Genomic DNA, 15,907 nt, shown 5'->3' with positions numbered 1-15,907 from the left:
TTCTCCGAAATCTGTGGGCGGCGAAAAGTGGTGGAGCGCGGGGGAGCGCGGCCCCGTGCCGTGCTGTCGCCGCACTCAGCCAACACGGCTGAAAGGAGCCGGAACTGACGAGGGGACACCATTCGGTGGCCCACCTCATCGGTGGATACGGCCGGCTGCCCACGAACGGTTCACGCGGGCTGTCGCCGTCTCGCCGGTGAGCGAGCTCCTGGCGGCTGCGGGACCGTCTCATCGCCTGCCGGCGTGTTCCGGTGGCCGGCCGGCCCGGTCTCCGGGGAGTCACCGGCGGGCGGGTGCCCGCTGGGTCAGGAGGACGGCGGCGGCCAGGGCGGCGACCGCGGCGGCGAAGACGGTGGTGGCGGTGCGCAGTCCGACGGCGCCGATCAGCGCGCCGACGCCTACGGCCGGCAGGGCCAGCATGGTGTACAGGGCGGCGAAGAAGGCCGAGACGGTACGGCTGCGGGTCCCGGGCGCTGTGCGCGCGCCGATGAGCGCGATCCCGTGGCCGACGGCGACGCCGGTGGCCAGGCCGACCGTCAGCGCCGCGCCGAGCAGCGGCAGGAGGGAGGAGGCCGCCACGGCGGCGGCGATCAGCCCGGCCGCGACGATCAGCCCGGCGCACGCCGCGGGCAGGGCGGCGCGCCCCAGTCGTGCGGCCAGGAGCTGGCCCGTGCCGGTGCAGGCGAAAGCGAGGGAGACGGTTGCCGCGGTGGCCAGGAGGTCGTGGAGGTGCGCGACTTCGGCCAGGAACAGCCCGGTCACCGCGGTGAGCACGCCGAGGACGGCGAACCCCGCGCCCGCGGCGAGCGCGGCGTGCCGGAACTCCCTGCGGAGGGCGGTGGGCACGCGGGGCGCGCGGGCGACCGAACCGGTTCCCCGCTTGCTCGGCGTCACGGTCTCGGGGGCCACGGCGAGTGCGGCCAGGGCTGCCGTCAGCAGGGCCGCGGCGGCGACCCAGGCGGCTCGCAGCGGCCAGTCGGTGGTGTCGGCGAGCAGAGCCGCGAGCAGCGGGCCGCAGGCCAGGCCGCCCATGTTCGCGGCGAGGGCCAGCCGCCCGCCACGGAACCGGCCGTCGGCGGGCGCCAGTTCGGCCAGGTGGGCGGTGGCGGTCCCGGTGATGAGCGCGGCGGCCAGCCCGGACAGCACCCGTCCGACCAGGAGGGCGGCCAGGTCTTCGGCGAGGAGGAACACGACGGCGGCCGCCAGGGCGGTGAGGAGCGCCGCGGCGGCGACCGGACGGCGGCCGTACCGGTCGGAGAGCCCGCCGAGCGCCAGCAGTCCCGCGACCACGGCCAGCGCGTAGACCGCGAAGGCCACGGTCACGGCCAGCGGTGAGAAACCGAAGGCGCGCTCGTACAGCGGGTAGAGCGGGGTGGGCACCGTCGTTCCGGCCGTGACGGCCCAGAAGGCGAGGGCGACCGCCCAGGTGCCGATCCGCCGTCTGCCGCCCGGGGCGTCCGCCCCGGGAGTGGCGGTGGTCCCGGCGGCGGGCGCGGTCGGCGGGACGGGTATCGGCGGGACGGGTATCGGGGAGGCGTGGGAGTCCACGTGCGGGGTTCCTTCCGCGTGGGCGTCTTTCGGGAACGGGAAGGGTCAGTGGGCCTGGAGGAGTGCGGCACGGCGCAGCCAGTACCGCCAGCCGGCGTCGATCTGGCTGTCGGGCCAGGCCACCGCGTCCTTCTCCAGGCATTCCTGATGGCCGGTCCAGTGCCGGAGCTCGCCCGCGGCGCGGGCGGTGAGCTGGGTCCGGCAGGCCCGTTCGAGCAGGATCGCGTACATGACCGCGTGGGCGGTGTCCCGGCCGACCGCCGCCAGGCCGTGTCCGGGCATCAGGCAGGCGCGGGCGCCGCCGAGGTCGGCCGCGAGCGCGCGGCCCAGCCCGGGGGTGCGGACGAGGTTGTCGGTGGCGGTGTACCGGGGCAGGCCGTGTTCGGCGAAGACGACGGCGTCGTGGCTGAGCGGACGGAGCGGTTCACCGAGCGCGCTGAAGGCGTTGACCGTCGGGGAGTGGGTGTGGACGCTGGCGCGCACGTCGGGACGGGCCCGCATGAGTTCGGTGTGGAGGTGGTGTTCGAGGTGGACGCGTCCGGTTCCCGCCAGCCGCTCGCCGGTCCACGAGACGAGCAGGACGCGCTCGGGGGTGATCTCCTCCAGGCCCCAGCCGGCCGACTTCATCCACACGCCGCGGCCGTCCGGGTCGCGGACCGCGAGGTGTCCCCACACCATGTCACCGTGCCCGGCCGCGGCCAGCGCCCGGCTGCCCAGTGCGACCAGCTCGATCGGGTCGATTGGGTCGTCCGTCATGGGTGGTGCTCCTTGATGTCGTGTCCGGGCCCGTTCTCGGGCTGCTGTGGCCGCCGTCTTCCCTCGTGTGCCGGGGGTTTCGGGCCATGCGTCCAGGGCGTCCGGGACCGCATCCTGCGGCGGTGCTCACGACCCTAGGAGCGGTCACGGATTGCGACCAGTGAAAAGAATGCAAGTGCTATTTTCACTTGGTGAAAGTCACGTCCCTCGACCTCAACCTCCTCGTCATCCTCGACGCCGTACTGGAGGAGGGCAGCGTCACCGGGGCGGCCCGCCGGCTGGACCTGTCGGCACCGGCCGTCAGCAGGGCCCTGGGCCGGCTGCGGACCGCCTTCGGCGATCCCCTGCTGGTGCGCTCCAGCCGCGGACTGAAGCCGACCGCGCACGCGCTGGCGCTGCGTCCGCGGGTACGAGCCCTGGTCGAGGACGCCCGGAACCTGCTGGGGCCCGCGGAGGAGGACGCGCCGGCCGCCTGGTGCCGCAGCTTCACCGTTCTGGCGCCCGAGGACCTGATCGGGTGCTTCGGCACGGACCTGCTGGCCCTCGTGCGCGCCGAAGCCCCCGGCGTCCAGCTGCGCTTCCTCGGCGAAGGGCGGGCGGCCGACGAAGGCGCGGCGGTGCGCGAGGGCACCGCGGATGTCGCGATCGCGGTCAACGCCTCCAAGGAGGCCGACCTCCGCTCGGAAGGGCTGGTCCGCGAGCCGCTGCTCGGCGTGGTCCGCGCCGGTCACCCGCTGAGCAGCGGCGAGGTCACGGCGGCCCGCTTCGCGGCGTGGGAGCACGTCGTGGTCTCCCGTCACGGCCGCCTGCGCACCGCGGTCGACAGGCTGCTGGAGGCCGAGGGCGTGCGGCGTACCGTCGCGGCCTCCGTGCCCGGCTTCACCACGGCGCTGCGCCTGGTAGCCGCCGGCGACCTGGTCGGGATCGTGCCCGCCGCCCTGGCCGGCCGTCTGGCCGACCCGCTCGAACTGGTCACCTTCCCGGTGCCGTTGGGCGTGAAGCCGCTGCGCGTCAGCATGCTGTGGCACCCTCGCCACGACGACGACCCGGCCCACCGCTGGCTGCGTGCCCGCGTCCGCGAAGCTGCCGGCCGGCGGACTGCCCCGTGACGCGCGCCGCCCCGCCCGTCCGCACGGGGCGCGGACGGGCGGGGCGGTCAAGTGCCATGGCACGGACAGGCCTTGGACCTGCGGCAGGCTGCCGGCGACGGTGAGGCCGAGGGCGCGTTCGTCGGCATGGTCCGGCGCCGTTACGGGCCCTCGGTCCCCGTCACGGCGCTGCTTCCTGATCCGGAAAGATCCCGGGGAAGGCCCGGGGCGGCGTCAGTAGATGAGGACGTCCCAGTGGCTGCCCTCGTTGCAGTACAGGTTGCCCGACGCGGCCTGCCACTGCGGGTAGCCGTCGCCCCGGAGGCCGATGTAGGTGAAGCTGTTCTGGACGTAGCCGTCGATGCAGGAGCTGCGGGCGATGTCGACCTTGTAGCCGTTGTAGTGGCTGTAGGTGCCGGAGGCGTGGCCGACCTCGGTGCCGCCCGTGATGTTGATGGCGCAGCCGCTGGCCTGCTTGAGGGTGATGACGGCGCTGACGGTGCCCGAGTTGATCTGGTCGAACGAGGTACAGGTGGAGTTGGACCTGGTGGTGCAGCCCCCGCTGGAACTCCACGTGATGCCGGCGCCGCTGAACTGGCCGGCGGCCGCGGACTGCGACAGCTTGGTGCCGCTGGCGCCGGCCGTGGGCGCCGAGAGGGCGAGGCCGGCCAGGGCCAGGGCGACGACGGTGGCTGCGGTGCGTGGCTTCATCTGCATCTCCCGGTGAGGATGGTGTGCATCCGACTCGACCCCCGCCCTCCTGCCGCGCCTCGCTGGGAGGGCGGGAGGTCCGGCGCCGGGCCGACGCAAGCGGCCCGGACATAGGGGTCGTACGCAGTGCTGTGACGCGACAGTGCTCCGGCACGAGGGCCGACCGATCCCTCCGGCGCCACCGCCTGCCGCTCCCGGGAAACGGGGGGCGACGGGCTTCGAGCGCCGGCATCGGACCAGGATGCCCCATCGTTGTCTATGCGAGTAGACCCCGGGCTGTGAATTTCGCGTGACCGGGAGCGGCCTTCAGTGCGTCGAAACGCTCAGGCGAGCGGTCCGGCGAAGTACGGTGTCGCGGCGGCGTCGGACGGGACCGCCGACGGCGAGGAGGCCGACGGGCGGCCGCCGCAAGTGCCCGCGGAGTACAGGGCGTTGGAGGTCCTCAGCATCGCGGCATGGTCCGACAGGTCGTACCGGTTAATCGAGGTGGCGAACTGCCGCTTGCCGGTGACCTCGCCGACCAGCAGGGTGTTGTAGCCGGGGATGCCGCCGTCGTGTCCCCAGAACTCGCCGCAGGGTGTGGTCAACCGCTGGAGCCCGAGGCCGTAGCCGGCGGCCGCGTTCGGGCCGCTGGTGTCCTTCATCTCGGCGAGTTCGGCCGGGCCGAGTAGCTGCCCGCCGAGCAGGGCGGCGATGAAGCGGGTGAGGTCCGCGGTGGTGGAGATGCCCGCCCCGGCGGCGGACGCCATCGACGGGTTGAGCAGCGTCACGTCGGCGGGGCCGGTGGGGAGCTTGTAGTAGCCGTGCGCGTGGGAGCCGGGGATGAAGGGCGAGTAGACGGGCATCGACGTGCCCGTCAGGCCCAGCGGCCGGATGATGCGGCGGTCCACCTCCTGCGCCCAACTGCGCCCGGTGAGGCGCTCGATGATCATGCTGATGAGCACGTAGTCGGTGTTGGAGTAGTGCCAGCCCTGACCGGGGGCGAAGTACGGCGGGTACGTGTCGGCGATGTCCACGAGCTGCTGCGGCCGGTAGGACGTCCATCGCCCACCCGCCAGCCACTGCCGCAGCGTCTCCTCGTTGCTCGCGTCGAACGCCGGGTCCTCGGTGAAGTCGTGGATGCCGCTGGTGTGGTTGAGCAGTTGGCGCACGGTGATGCCGGCGCCGTTCGGGACCACGCCCGGCAGGCGGCTCTCGACGGAGTCGTCGAGGCCGATCCGGTGTTCCGCGACCAGTTGGAGGACCACCGTCGCGACGAAGGTCTTGGTGACGCTGCCGATCCGGAACCGGCCGTCCGGATCGGCGGGCGCACCGGTGGCCAGGTCGGCCACGCCGGCCGCACCCTTCCAGACCGTGGAGCCGTTCTCCCGGACGCGGGCCAGCGTCGCCGCCGCACCGCCCTCCCGCACCATGGCCCGGACCACCGCGTCCAGGGCCGCCCCGTCCGCCGTCCGCTCACCGCCCGCCGCCACCCGGTGGGGCGCCGCCGGGTCGCCCGTCGCGCCGGCGGCCGGGGCCAGGGCCGCCAGCAGGCCCGCACCGGCGAGCGCGACGACCGCCGACCGCCCGACCGGGCGCCGCCACCGCCGACCCTTCGAGCCGAGTCTCCCGCGCCTCGGATCCGCCGTCCCGTCCGCCATGCCGTCCTCCCGAAGTCGACCGACCGGATGCGATCAACACCCGTCACAACAAAGACAATTGACAGGGTGTCAGTCAGCAGCGTTACGAGGCGTCCACCTCAGGTCCGGAGCATCTCCGTCCCGGGACCCATCTTCCCGCCCGGAGGACTCCACCTCAGGTCGAAGGCCGCCCCCGACGGATCCCTGAGGCCTCGGACGATCGAGTGGCCGGAGGCGTGAGGCCGAGGATGCTGCCACGCCCCGTCCGGGGGCTGTGGATCCCGTGACATCAAAACGTAACGCTTCCGTGGAAAGTCGCCGGGCGTAAAGTCTTCCCCAACTCCTGCTAAATCTGGCATGTTTCCCTCAATTCCCGTGCGATCCCCCTCACGCACGGTCTGAATCGGAGGATACGTGTCACCCCTGATATCCCGGCGGCTCGGCCGCCCGGCCGCAGCCCTCGCCGTGCTCTCGGCCATGGCGCTCGCCACCCCCACCGCGTTCGCGACCGCCGCCACCACGACCACCACCCCCACCGTCCCCGGCGCCGTCTCCGCGCCGGCCGCCCAGGTTCCCGCAGCACAAGCCCCCGCCGTTCCCGCCGCCGCGGGCGGCGCGGCGGGCTGGGCCGCCGGCACCCGTGCCTACCTGGTGATCAGCGCCCCCGCCGACATCGCCGCAGCCAAGGCCGCCGTCGCCGCCAAGGGCGGTACGGTCTTCTCGAGTTACGACCAGATCGGCGTCATCGTCGCCCACTCCACCAGCGCCGGCTTCGCCGCCGCGCTGCGCACCGTCACCGGCATCCAGCAGGTCGGCGCGACCCGCACCTCCGACGTGCCGGCCGACGCCTACAGCCCGGCGCTGCCCGCCAACCCGGCGCAGGCGGCCACCACGCTCACCGAGTCCAACCGCTGGGACATGACGCAGATCAAGGCCGACCAGGCCTGGAGCGTCAGCACCGGCTCGCCGTCCGTCAAGGTCGGCGTGCTCGACACCGGCGTGGACGACCAGCACCAGGACCTCGCGCCGAACTTCGACGCCGCCGACTCGGTCTCCTGTGCCTACGGCAAGCCCGACGCCCGCACCGGCGCCTGGCGGGACGTGGACACCCACGGCACCCACGTCGCCGGCACCATCGCGGCCGCGAAGAACGGCAAGGGCGTCATCGGTGTCGCACCGGGCGTGAAGATCGCCTCGGTCCGGATCGCCGAGCCGACCAGCACCCTGTTCTACGCCGAGAACACCGTCTGCGGCTTCGTCTGGGCCGGCGACCACGGCTTCAAGGTCACCAACAACAGCTACTACACCGACCCCTGGCAGTTCAACTGCCCGAACGACCTCGACCAGGCGGCCATCATCGAGGGCGTCAAGCGCGCCCAGGAGTACGCCGAGGGCAAGGGCTCGCTGCAGGTCGCGGCGGCCGGCAACGCCAACTACGACCTGGCCAACAAGACCACCGACACCGAGAGCCCGAACGACTCCACCAAGGTCACCCGGACGATCACCAACGCCTGCATCGACATCCCCACCGAACTCCCCGGCGTGGTGACCGTCGCGGCCACGGGCAGCGGCAGCGGCAAGGCCTCCTACTCCAACTTCGGCCGGGGCGTCATCGACGTCGCGGCGCCCGGCGGTGACGGTGCCACCGGTGTCTACTCGACCCTGCCCGGCGGCAAGTACGGTACCAAGAGCGGCACTTCGATGGCCTCCCCGCACGTCACCGGGGTCGCCGCGCTGATCGCGAGCAGCAACCCCTCGCTCACCCCGGCCGACATCCGGGCCCGACTGGCGAGCCAGGCCAACGACCTGGCCTGCCCCGCCTCCGACAGCCGCTGCACCGGCACCACCGCCGACAACTCCTTCTTCGGCGAGGGCCAGGTCGACGCGCTGAAGGCGGTCGGCGGTGCCACCCAGCCCACCGGCACGTACTTCGAGAACACCGCCGACGTGGCGATCCCCGACAACGCCACGGTGGAGAGCCCGATCACCGTCACCGGTGTCACCGGCAACGCCCCGGCGACGCTCAAGGTCGGTGTGGACATCAAGCACACCTACCGCGGCGACCTCGTCCTCTCCCTGGTCGCGCCCGGCGGCACGGTCTACCTCCTGGAGGACTTCCCGAACAGCGACGGCACCGCCAACGTCGCCAAGACCTACACCGTCAACGCCTCCGCGAACGCGGCGAACGGCACCTGGAAGCTCCGGGTGAAGGACGGCGCCTCCGGCGACACCGGCACGATCGACGCCTGGAACCTCACCTTCTGATCCCGCGGTTCCGCCCGGCCGACCGACGCCCGAGCGCGTCGGTCGGCCGGGAGCGTGCGCAGGACGCCGACCACCACCGGGGCGGGCGGCTCACCAGGCCCTGCTCCTATCTGCCGTCCTCGTCGGCCTCGTCGGCGTCGGGCGCCAGGCCGACCTCCTCGCGGTCCTCCTCGGTGCGCTCCTCGAGCTCGGCCTCGTCGGGGCGTCGCGGCAGGCCGCGGCCGTGGCCGGTGTCGGGGTCGCCCTCGACGTCCTTGTTCGACTTGTGGTGCGACATGGTTCCTCCTGGGCCGGACGGCCCGCGGGCGGGTTCGCTGTTCTTCCCCCTCCTATCACCGCCCCTGGTCCGGCAGTCCGCAAGTCGGCTGGTAGGCCCGCGGCCGCGGGGCGGGACCGGTAGCCGGTGCGGAACCGGGTCGGCCCCAGAACTCCCGCAGGGCGGCGTTGACGGCGGCGGGTCCCTGGGCGTGCGGCCTCCGCCGGCCCGGTCGCGGTCGTCCCACACGGTCACGTGCACGGCTGCCGCAGGGCATCCTCCCGAAGCCGAGGAAGATCAACTCCACTGAGGGCAGGATTCGGTGGTCAGCTCGACATCGACCGTGTCGAGCGGGGGCGGTGTCCGGGCATCACGGCGCCCCCGCGCCGCTGCCGCGGGAGGTGGCGGCGACCAGGTCGCGGGCGATCCGGGCGGCGCCGTCCGCCTGTCGGGCGGGGGTGGCGGCCGGCCGGGCCCGGGTGCCGGACGGGCCGTTGAGGGCTTCGGCCAGGGCCCGGGCGATGACGTGCTCCTCGGCGTCGGCGACCACCACATTGGGGCTGTCGGCGGCCTTCAGGTGGACGCGCTGGTCGTCGAAGTCGCGGACGCCGGGGACGGCCACCACCGGCAGGCCGGAACGGACCAGTTCCTGCACGGTGTTGTACCCGGCGTGGGTGATCGCGGCGTCGGCGTGCCGGTACACGTCGTAGGCGGGCCCCAGGTACGGGCGGACCCGCACCGGCCCGGGCAGGCCTGGTGGCACGAGGACGGCGCCGTCGAAGTGCGGGCCGGTCAGCACCAGGACGTCGACGCCGGCGGAGGCGGGGCGTCGGCGCGTGAACGCGCGGATGCCGTGCAGCGCGGCCGTGAGGAATCCGGGCGCGTCGTCGTGCCCGCCGCCGCCGGCCACCACCGCGACCCGGAGGGCGCGGGTTTCCTCGGGCCAGGGCGACCGGTCGTCGAGCAGCGGCCGGACGACGTGGGGCACCCCCAGCACCCGCACCCCGTGGACGGTCTCCTCCGGTCCGGGCTCGCCCAGCAGGTAGATCGTGCCGATGGCGGGCGTGTGGCGGGAGACCCAGTGGGGCGGGTCGGGGCGGTTGCGCTGGAAGCGGTGCACCAGGAACTGGGGGCAGCCCAGTCGGGCTGCCTGGTCGTACAGTTCCCGCTGCACCGTCACGTCGTGCAGCACCACGTCGTCCGGCCGCAGCACCCAGGCGACCATGGCCCGGGCGAGACCGTGGTCCACCGCGGGGCCGGTCCCGTGCAGTGGCTCGCCGACCAGGCTGTCGGCGTCGGTGGGCAGGACGGTCTGGGCGAAGCCGTAGTCCTCGATCAGCCGTTGGGGCCGTTCGGTCAGCAGCAGGGAGTCCCGGCCCAGCCCGCGCAGTTCGCGGTGGACGGCGATCTGGCGGGAGACGTGGCCCAGCCCCCGGCCCCAGGTGAAGGAGACCACACGGCCGTTCACGGCTTCAGCCGCCGATCATCGACATGCTGCGGTCGGGCCGGACGAAGTCGGGGTGGTTGATCTTGTGTCCGGGCCACTTGTGCCAGAGCGCCTCGCGGACCAGCCGTTCCAGTTCGGCGTCGTCGGCACCGGCGCGGAGCGCGGTGCGCAGGTCGGTCTCCTCCAGCGCGAACAGGCAGACGCGGAAGGCTCCTTCGGCCGTGGTCCGCATGCGGTTGCAGCTGTCGCAGAAGGGCTTCGTCACCGAGGGGATGAAGCCCAGGACCCCCGGGGCCCCGTCGGCGAAGCGGAAGGAGGTGGCCGGCTGCGGCGCGTCCTGGACGACGGGGGCCAGGTCGTAGGCCGCGGAGACCGCGGCCAGCGTCTCGGCGGCCGGGACGACCTTCTCCCGCTCCCAGGTCCGCTCCGCGTCCAGCGGCATGTACTCGATGAAGCGCACGTCGTAGCCGCCTTCCCGCGCCAGGCGGGCGAAGTCGACGGCCTCGTCCTCGTTGCTGCCGCGGATCACCACACAGTTGATCTTGATCGGGTCGAATCCGGCCTCGCGGGCCGCCTCCAGCCCCGCGGTCACCTTGTCGAAGGCGTCCCGACGGGTCATCTCGGCGTAGCGGTGCCTCATCAGGGAGTCGCAGGACACCGTGATCCTGCGCAGCCCCGCCTCCCGCAGGGGGCGGGCCAGGCGGTCCAGCAGCAGCCCGTTGGTGGTGATGGAGACGTCCACCCCCTCCAGCGCGCACACCCGGGCCACGATCTCGGGCAGTTCCCGGCGGACGGTCGGCTCCCCGCCGGTGATCTTGAAGTCGCGCACCCCGAGGGAGTGGAAGAGCCGGGCGAGCCGGTCGATCTCGTCGACGGTGAGGAGCTCCTCCTTCTCCAGCCAGGGCAGCCCCTCGGCCGGCATGCAGTAGGTGCACCGCAGATTGCACTTGTCGATCACGGAGATCCGGAGGTCGCCGCCGACCCGGCCGAACGTGTCGATGAGCGGGCCGCCGGTCGGGGCGGGTCCCGGATTGCGCCAGTCAGCCTTGGGCTTGGTCATGTCGGTCGGTCCTTCGGTCGGCGGAGCCGGTGCGCGCGGGGAGCAGCTCCTCGAAGCGCGCCAGCACCTGGTCGGGGTTCAGCTCGGAGGTGTCGAGGTGGTGGACGGGGATCCGCGGGGCGAGCTCCTCGGCCACGTCCTCGAAGCACTGGGCCACCAGGGACACGTAGGAGCTGGTGAACGAGCGCTCCAGGACGCGGTCGCGGCGGCGCAGCCGGCGCATCAGCACGTCGGTACGGGCGGTCAGGTGGACCACCGCCTCGGGCGGCGGCAGCGCGGAGGTGATCAGGTGGTGGTAGCGGTAGTACGTCTCGTACTGCTGGGCGCTCAGGGCGCCGCTCAGCCGGAGCGCCTTGGCGTAGGCCAGCGAGCTGTGCACGTCCTGGTCCATGACGCCGCTCTCGCCGGTGCGGAGGTTCTGCAGGACCCGCAGCAGCAGGGTCTCCATCTGGCAGAAGAACCCCGAGGCGTCGTCCCCGCGCAGGTAGCGGGTCAGGTAGTTGTCCGGGCCCGGGCCCCGGTCCCGGCGCACCGGGACGATGTCCCGCACGTGCTCGGTGTCCGGGGCGCGGGCGGTGTGCCGCTTCAGCAGGGTGCTCTTGCCGACGGCGGGCGGGCCGATGACCACCACGCGGGCCGCTCCGTCCCTGCGCCACAGCGCGGGGACCGGATCGATCAGCCGCCGCGCCTCGTCCTCGATCTCGGCCACGGCACGGATCCCGTTGTCCGCGGCGTCGTCGGGGCGGCACCGCAGCAACTCGCCGACGCAGTACGCGGATGCCGCGTCGAGTCCAAGGCCCTCCCCGGTACCGGACTGCGGCGGGCTCCAGCGCAGGTCCGGGCCGGGTGCGGTACGCCGGGAGGCGCCCGCGTACCGGTGGACGAACACCCGCAGGTCGTGGGGCGCCTCCCCGTGGGGGCCGGGCGGGAGGTGGAGTTCGGTGAGGTAGCGCAGCCGGGTCGGGGCCACGCGCTGGCGGCAGGCGTGGCGGGCCACGGCCGCGGCGGTCTCCCGAGCGGTGCTGCCCGACGGCACGACGGCCCAGGGCAGGCCGGGCCGCTCGTCGGCCGACCGCGCTTCGGTGAGTAGGACCCGGTCCTGCCCGTCGAGGATGACGCACGCGGCACGGAGGTGGTCCGGGCGGTGCCGGGGCGGTAGTTCGGTGAGCATCACGGTCCTTGAGGTCGGTCGGAAGCGGCCGGGGGCGGTCGGGGTCAGCCGGTGCCGGCCGGTGGCGGCCCGGTCCTCGGGTACGCCCGGCGGGCCAGTTCCGCGAGGGCGAGCAGGGCGACCCGCTCCGCGAAGGCGACCGGGTCCACGGCCCGCCCGGCCTTCCGCACGGTCTCCCGGGGCGGCAGCAGCCAGGAGAACCGCACGTCACCGCCGAGCAGTGCGTGCAGGACGGCGTCCGGTGGCGCCGACGGGCGGGACAGCGCCGCCCGCACGCGGAAGTCGGGCTGTTCCACTGCCGGGTCCTCCGGCCCGGGGGCGGCCTCGACCAGGCCGTGGAGCCGGCACCCGGGCGACTCCTGGAGGACCAGGGCCCGCCGGCCGTCGGACGGCCCCTCCAGCGGGGGCACGCCGAGCCACCAGCAGCGCTCGGCTCCGTCGGTCACGGCCGGGTCGGGACCGACCGGGCCGAGCAGTTCGCCGTCCCAGCCCCGGCGGGCCAGGTCGGCTCGGAGCCGCTCGGCCGAGACGGGGAACAGCGAGGCCGCACGCCACCGGGGCACCCGTGCCTCGGGGGGAAGCGCTGCGGCTACCCGCCACCGGCGGACGGGAGAGCGCTCGATGTTCGCCAGCAACCGCCGGTAGGAGGAATCCGGGAACCGCACCCCGCCACCGAGGTGGGGTTGGGCGTCCAGCAGGCTCGTCAGCACGAGCAGCCCCACGCCGTCCTCCGGCCCGGGCCCGGGCGCGGGCCACTCGTCGCGCCCGAGCACACCGAGGTAGTGGGTACGACCGGCGTCGGTGAAGGTCCCGGACGCGGCGGACGGGTCCTCGCCCCGCGCCAGGCAGCGGGCGACGCGCGGCCAGAACCGGGGCGGCTGCTCCCCGGCCCGCGACTGCGGCCGGACGACCGGGGGAAGGGCATGGGCCGGCGGCGCGGAGGGCGGAAGCACCGGAAGCACCGAAGGCACCGGACGGTCCGGGAGCCGGGCGTCGAGCTCGTGGTCCAGCTCCACCAGCGCCGAACCGAGCCGGGCGCGCAGCAGGATCGCGAACAGCCCGGTGCCCGACAGCATCACCGCCCCGGTGGCGGGGACCGGGTCATGACGGCTGGTGACGACGGCGGGGCCGGCGTCGGGATCGGCCGCCGGCCCGGGCCGCACCTCGCGCAGCCGCCCGCCGTACTGCGCCGCGGAGTAGCCCAGGCGCCCGTCGAGCAGGTCGCCCAGGTCGCTGACGGAGACCGCCAGTTCGACGTCCGGCACGCTCTCCGACGGCAGGGCGGACAGCGTGCCCTCGACGCCCAGCCGTACGGTCCGCTCCGCGAGCGGCTCCGCGCCGGCGCCCACCGTGACGAAGCGGTACGCGGTGGCGCGGAGCCGGCCCCGGGCGGCCGCCGCGAGCTCGGGCAGGCCGGGCACCGTCACCCGGCCGGAGGGGGCGTCAGCCCCGGGAAGCCCCGGTGGCCAGGGGAACAGCCGGTCCAGTGCCGCCGCTCCGTCGGGGCCGTCCGGCGCGCTCCGGCCGTCCCCGGCGGCGGGACCGGGGCCCGCGGCCAGCCGGCCGATCCAGCTTCCCGGACGGTAGCTGCGGTCGCGCGGCTCGTCCGTGGCCCGCACCCAGTCCACGGCGGCCTCCTCCCACCGCACGGTCCCTCCCGTCACGGTGAGCCGGTCTCCCGGGCCGGGGCGCAGCACCCGGCGGTCCGGGTCGTCCGCGCGCAGCGCCCGGTCGACCAGCCGGGGCGGTACGGGGAACTTGTGCCCGTTGAGCCAGGCCGCTTCGCCCAGCCCGTACTGCCCCTCCGGCAGCGGGACCACGTGTGCGGGGCGGACCTGTGCCATCAGCGCCGTCAGCGGGTCGGACCAGTCCGGGTCCACTCCGGGTGGGACGCCCTCCACACTGCGGGTCTCCTCGATCGGCTGGCAGGGAGCCAGCAGGACGTCCGGCGGTGGTCCGTCGGCGAGCAGCCGCCGCACCCACGCGGGCGTGACCAGGCTGTCGACCATGTGCCAGACGAAGGCGTCCCGGGTGCGGACCGAGAGCCCGTGCTCGGGGACGGCCATCGTCGAGGGCGTCCAGGTCAGTTCGACGCCCCGGCGGGGGCTGAACGCCGTCCAGTCGCGCACCACGACGGTGTCGCGGAAGCCCAGCCGGCGGAGGGCGTGCGCGATCCTCGGGTCGTCGGGGTGCAGGACCGGCAGCGCCCGGTCGAGCCGGGCCAGGGAGGCGAGGTCGAAGTGGTCGCGGTGGGAGTGGGAGATCCACACCGCGTCGGGCCGGGGCAGCGCGTGCGGCAGGACGCGTCGAGCGGGGGCGAAGCCGAGGAGGCCGCCGCGGTAGCTGTCGTGCAGGTGGGGGTCGCAGAGCAGGGTGAAGGCGTCCGCCCGGATCAGGACCGTCGCGTGTCCGCCGAGCTCTAGCGCGACCGGCATGCCGCGCTCTTCAGGGAGGCGGCCAGGCCGCGGAACGCCCGCCCCCGGCAGTACAGCCGGGCCTTCTCGTCCGCGGTCATCTGGCCGAGCGTGCGTCCGTCGCCGTCGTCGGGCACGAACACGGCGTCGTAGCCGAACCTGCGGTCGCCGAGCGGGCGTTCGGTGATCCGGCCCCGGGCGACCCCTTCGCTGACCACCCGCCGTCCGTCCGGGTAGCAGAGCAGCGCCACGGTGCGCACCCGGGCTCCCCGGCCCGGGGCGGCGACACCCGCCATCTCGGCGAGCACCTTGGCCACGTTCGCGGCGTCGCCCGCGCCCTCACCGGCGTAGCGGGCCGAGAACAGCCCGGGAGCGCGCCCGAGGGCGTCCACCTCCATCACGGTGTCGTCGGCCACCGCGGGCAGGCGGGTCGCGAGGGCCGCCGCGGAGGCCTTGAGGTAGGCGTTCTCCTCGACCGTCGTCCCGTCCTCGACGGTCTCGGGAAGCCACCCGGGCCGGGGCAGCAACTCCAGGACCCCGTGGAGCAGTTCGACGATCTCGGCGGCCTTGCGGGGATTGCCGGTCGCCAGTACGGCGTGCATCATGCGGGCGTCCCGTCCACGTGCCGGGCGTGGGCCCGGTCGTCCCTGCGCCCCGGCAGCACCTCGGGTTCCGACCTGCTGTGGCCCATCGCCAGGTAGCCGCCGTCGACCGGCAGGTCGGCGCCGGTGATGAACGACGCGCCGGGCCCGCAGAGGAACAACACGACGGCCGCGACCTCCTCCGGCTGCCCCACCCGCCGCAGGATGTGGTGGTCGCCGAGCACGGGCCCCCAGCGCGCCCGGTCGCCGCCGGTCATCCGGTCGGTCTCCGGGGTCCAGATCAGGCCCGGCGAGACGCTGTTGACCCGGATGCCGTCGTCCGCCAGGTCGAGCGCCTGGCAGCGGGTCAGCGCGAGCAGCGCCCCCTTGCCGGCGCTGTACGTCCACTGGCGGGGCTGGGCGATGTGCCCCGAGACGGACGCGACGTTGACCACTGAGGCCCCTCGCGCCCTGCGCAGCAGGGGGGCCAGCGCCGACGTCATCATCGCGCTGCCCTTGACGTTCACGCCCAGGCTCCGGTCCCAGTCCGCGGGGCCGGCGCCCTCGCCGAGGGCCAGGAAGCTCGCCGCGCAGTTGACCAGCGACCGGACCGGCAGCGCCGTCCCCTCGGCCGCCCGCGCGGCCTCCAGGCAGTCCGCGTGCCGCGAGATGTCACCCACCACCACGGAGGCCGCCGGGCCGAGTTCTCCGGCGACCCGGCGCAGCCCGTCGGAGTCCCGGTCCACCAGGACGGCGTGGGCTCCCGCGCCGGCGAAGGCGTGGGCGACGGCGCGACCGATGCCCGACGCGCTTCCGGTGATCACACAGGTCGTGTCCGCGAGGCCCGGACGAGGTGCGGAGCGCGGCTTCGCGGGGTCGGGGTGAGGGTGGGGCGCCATGTCCCGCCTCCTCGGCTTGGAGCGACGGCGATCAGTCGTCGGACGAACCACCTACCTGTGACTTATGGTGCACGTGGTGATACGCACCGCAA

The 15,907-nt window shown here is 74.2% G+C and carries 13 protein-coding genes; 2 read left to right on the top strand and 11 right to left on the bottom strand.

The window, feature by feature from the left end; translation table 11 throughout:
* Positions 1-279: 279 nt before the first annotated feature.
* Both ACFVXH_RS26565 and ACFVXH_RS26560 read right to left on the bottom strand, forming a co-directional pair.
* Positions 280-1,548, bottom strand: coding sequence for an MFS transporter (locus tag ACFVXH_RS26565; RefSeq protein ID WP_387827767.1), 1,269 nt, complete (start codon positions 1,546-1,548; stop codon positions 280-282).
* Positions 1,549-1,593: 45 nt separating this feature from the next.
* Positions 1,594-2,304: a class II aldolase/adducin family protein gene (locus ACFVXH_RS26560; RefSeq protein ID WP_387827765.1), complete on the bottom strand. Its 711-nt coding sequence runs from the start codon at positions 2,302-2,304 to the stop codon at positions 1,594-1,596.
* A gap of 191 nt (positions 2,305-2,495) precedes the next feature.
* On the opposite strand from ACFVXH_RS26560, the gene ACFVXH_RS26555 reads away from it, so the two are divergent.
* The gene (locus ACFVXH_RS26555) at positions 2,496-3,413 is read left to right on the top strand and encodes a LysR family transcriptional regulator (RefSeq protein ID WP_387827763.1); all 918 of its coding nucleotides are present in this window, start codon (positions 2,496-2,498) and stop codon (positions 3,411-3,413) included.
* Between the two features lie 213 nt (positions 3,414-3,626).
* Here ACFVXH_RS26555 and ACFVXH_RS26550 read toward each other — a convergent pair whose 3' ends face one another.
* Positions 3,627-4,103, bottom strand: coding sequence for a hypothetical protein (locus tag ACFVXH_RS26550; protein WP_387827761.1), 477 nt, complete (start codon positions 4,101-4,103; stop codon positions 3,627-3,629).
* Positions 4,104-4,426: 323 nt separating this feature from the next.
* A complete protein-coding gene (locus ACFVXH_RS26545) occupies positions 4,427-5,743 on the bottom strand; it encodes a serine hydrolase domain-containing protein (protein WP_387827759.1) in 1,317 nt (438 codons plus the stop codon).
* Between the two features lie 444 nt (positions 5,744-6,187).
* On the opposite strand from ACFVXH_RS26545, the gene ACFVXH_RS26540 reads away from it, so the two are divergent.
* Entirely contained in the window at positions 6,188-7,987 is a 1,800-nt protein-coding gene (locus ACFVXH_RS26540) for a S8 family serine peptidase (protein ID WP_387828023.1), read from the top strand.
* 106 nt (positions 7,988-8,093) lie between these two features.
* Here the strand turns inward: ACFVXH_RS26540 and ACFVXH_RS26535 are convergent, their stop codons facing one another.
* The 7 genes from ACFVXH_RS26535 to ACFVXH_RS26505 all read right to left on the bottom strand — a co-directional run bounded on the left by ACFVXH_RS26535 (position 8,094) and on the right by ACFVXH_RS26505 (position 15,815).
* Entirely contained in the window at positions 8,094-8,264 is a 171-nt protein-coding gene (locus tag ACFVXH_RS26535) for a hypothetical protein (protein ID WP_181970411.1), read from the bottom strand.
* A 349-nt stretch (positions 8,265-8,613) separates the two neighbouring features.
* Entirely contained in the window at positions 8,614-9,711 is a 1,098-nt protein-coding gene (locus ACFVXH_RS26530) for a glycosyltransferase (RefSeq protein WP_387827757.1), read from the bottom strand.
* A 4-nt stretch (positions 9,712-9,715) separates the two neighbouring features.
* The gene (gene moaA / locus ACFVXH_RS26525; protein WP_380777790.1) at positions 9,716-10,750 is read right to left on the bottom strand and encodes a GTP 3',8-cyclase MoaA; all 1,035 of its coding nucleotides are present in this window, start codon (positions 10,748-10,750) and stop codon (positions 9,716-9,718) included.
* Complete coding sequence (locus ACFVXH_RS26520) at positions 10,731-11,921, bottom strand: deoxynucleoside kinase (protein WP_387827754.1); 1,191 nt, start codon at positions 11,919-11,921, stop codon at positions 10,731-10,733. The genes moaA and ACFVXH_RS26520 overlap by 20 nt, the downstream gene beginning before the upstream one ends.
* Positions 11,922-11,965: 44 nt before the next feature.
* Positions 11,966-14,356 carry an MBL fold metallo-hydrolase gene (locus ACFVXH_RS26515; RefSeq protein ID WP_387827751.1) on the bottom strand — a complete coding sequence of 797 codons (2,391 nt, stop codon included), beginning with the start codon at positions 14,354-14,356 and terminating at the stop codon, positions 11,966-11,968.
* Positions 14,341-14,940 (bottom strand): non-canonical purine NTP pyrophosphatase, encoded by a 600-nt coding sequence (locus ACFVXH_RS26510; protein ID WP_387827748.1) that lies wholly within the window; start codon positions 14,938-14,940, stop codon positions 14,341-14,343. The genes ACFVXH_RS26515 and ACFVXH_RS26510 overlap by 16 nt, the downstream gene beginning before the upstream one ends.
* On the bottom strand, positions 14,937-15,815 hold the full coding sequence (locus tag ACFVXH_RS26505; RefSeq protein WP_387827745.1) for an SDR family oxidoreductase: 879 nt from the start codon (positions 15,813-15,815) through the stop codon (positions 14,937-14,939). The genes ACFVXH_RS26510 and ACFVXH_RS26505 overlap by 4 nt, the downstream gene beginning before the upstream one ends.
* Between the last annotated feature and the right edge of the window lie 92 nt (positions 15,816-15,907).

Source organism: Kitasatospora sp. NPDC058184 (assembly GCF_042883725.1).
Taxonomy (GTDB): Bacteria; Actinomycetota; Actinomycetes; order Streptomycetales; family Streptomycetaceae; genus Kitasatospora.
This window is presented reverse-complemented; position numbering and strand designations above follow the sequence as displayed.

Bases quoted from the DNA above. Each gene is read 5' to 3' on its own strand.
- ACFVXH_RS26550 (WP_387827761.1), bottom strand. From the start codon at position 4,103: ATGAAGCCACGCACCGCAGCCACCGTCGTCGCCCTGGCCCTGGCCGGC.
- moaA (WP_380777790.1), bottom strand. From the start codon at position 10,750: ATGACCAAGCCCAAGGCTGACTGGCGCAATCCGGGACCCGCCCCGACC.
- ACFVXH_RS26515 (WP_387827751.1), bottom strand. From the start codon at position 14,356: ATGCCGGTCGCGCTAGAGCTCGGCGGACACGCGACGGTCCTGATCCGG.
- ACFVXH_RS26505 (WP_387827745.1), bottom strand. From the start codon at position 15,815: ATGGCGCCCCACCCTCACCCCGACCCCGCGAAGCCGCGCTCCGCACCT.
- ACFVXH_RS26545 (WP_387827759.1), bottom strand. From the start codon at position 5,743: ATGGCGGACGGGACGGCGGATCCGAGGCGCGGGAGACTCGGCTCGAAG.
- ACFVXH_RS26520 (WP_387827754.1), bottom strand. From the start codon at position 11,921: ATGCTCACCGAACTACCGCCCCGGCACCGCCCGGACCACCTCCGTGCC.
- ACFVXH_RS26535 (WP_181970411.1), bottom strand. From the start codon at position 8,264: ATGTCGCACCACAAGTCGAACAAGGACGTCGAGGGCGACCCCGACACC.
- ACFVXH_RS26560 (WP_387827765.1), bottom strand. From the start codon at position 2,304: ATGACGGACGACCCAATCGACCCGATCGAGCTGGTCGCACTGGGCAGC.
- ACFVXH_RS26510 (WP_387827748.1), bottom strand. From the start codon at position 14,940: ATGATGCACGCCGTACTGGCGACCGGCAATCCCCGCAAGGCCGCCGAG.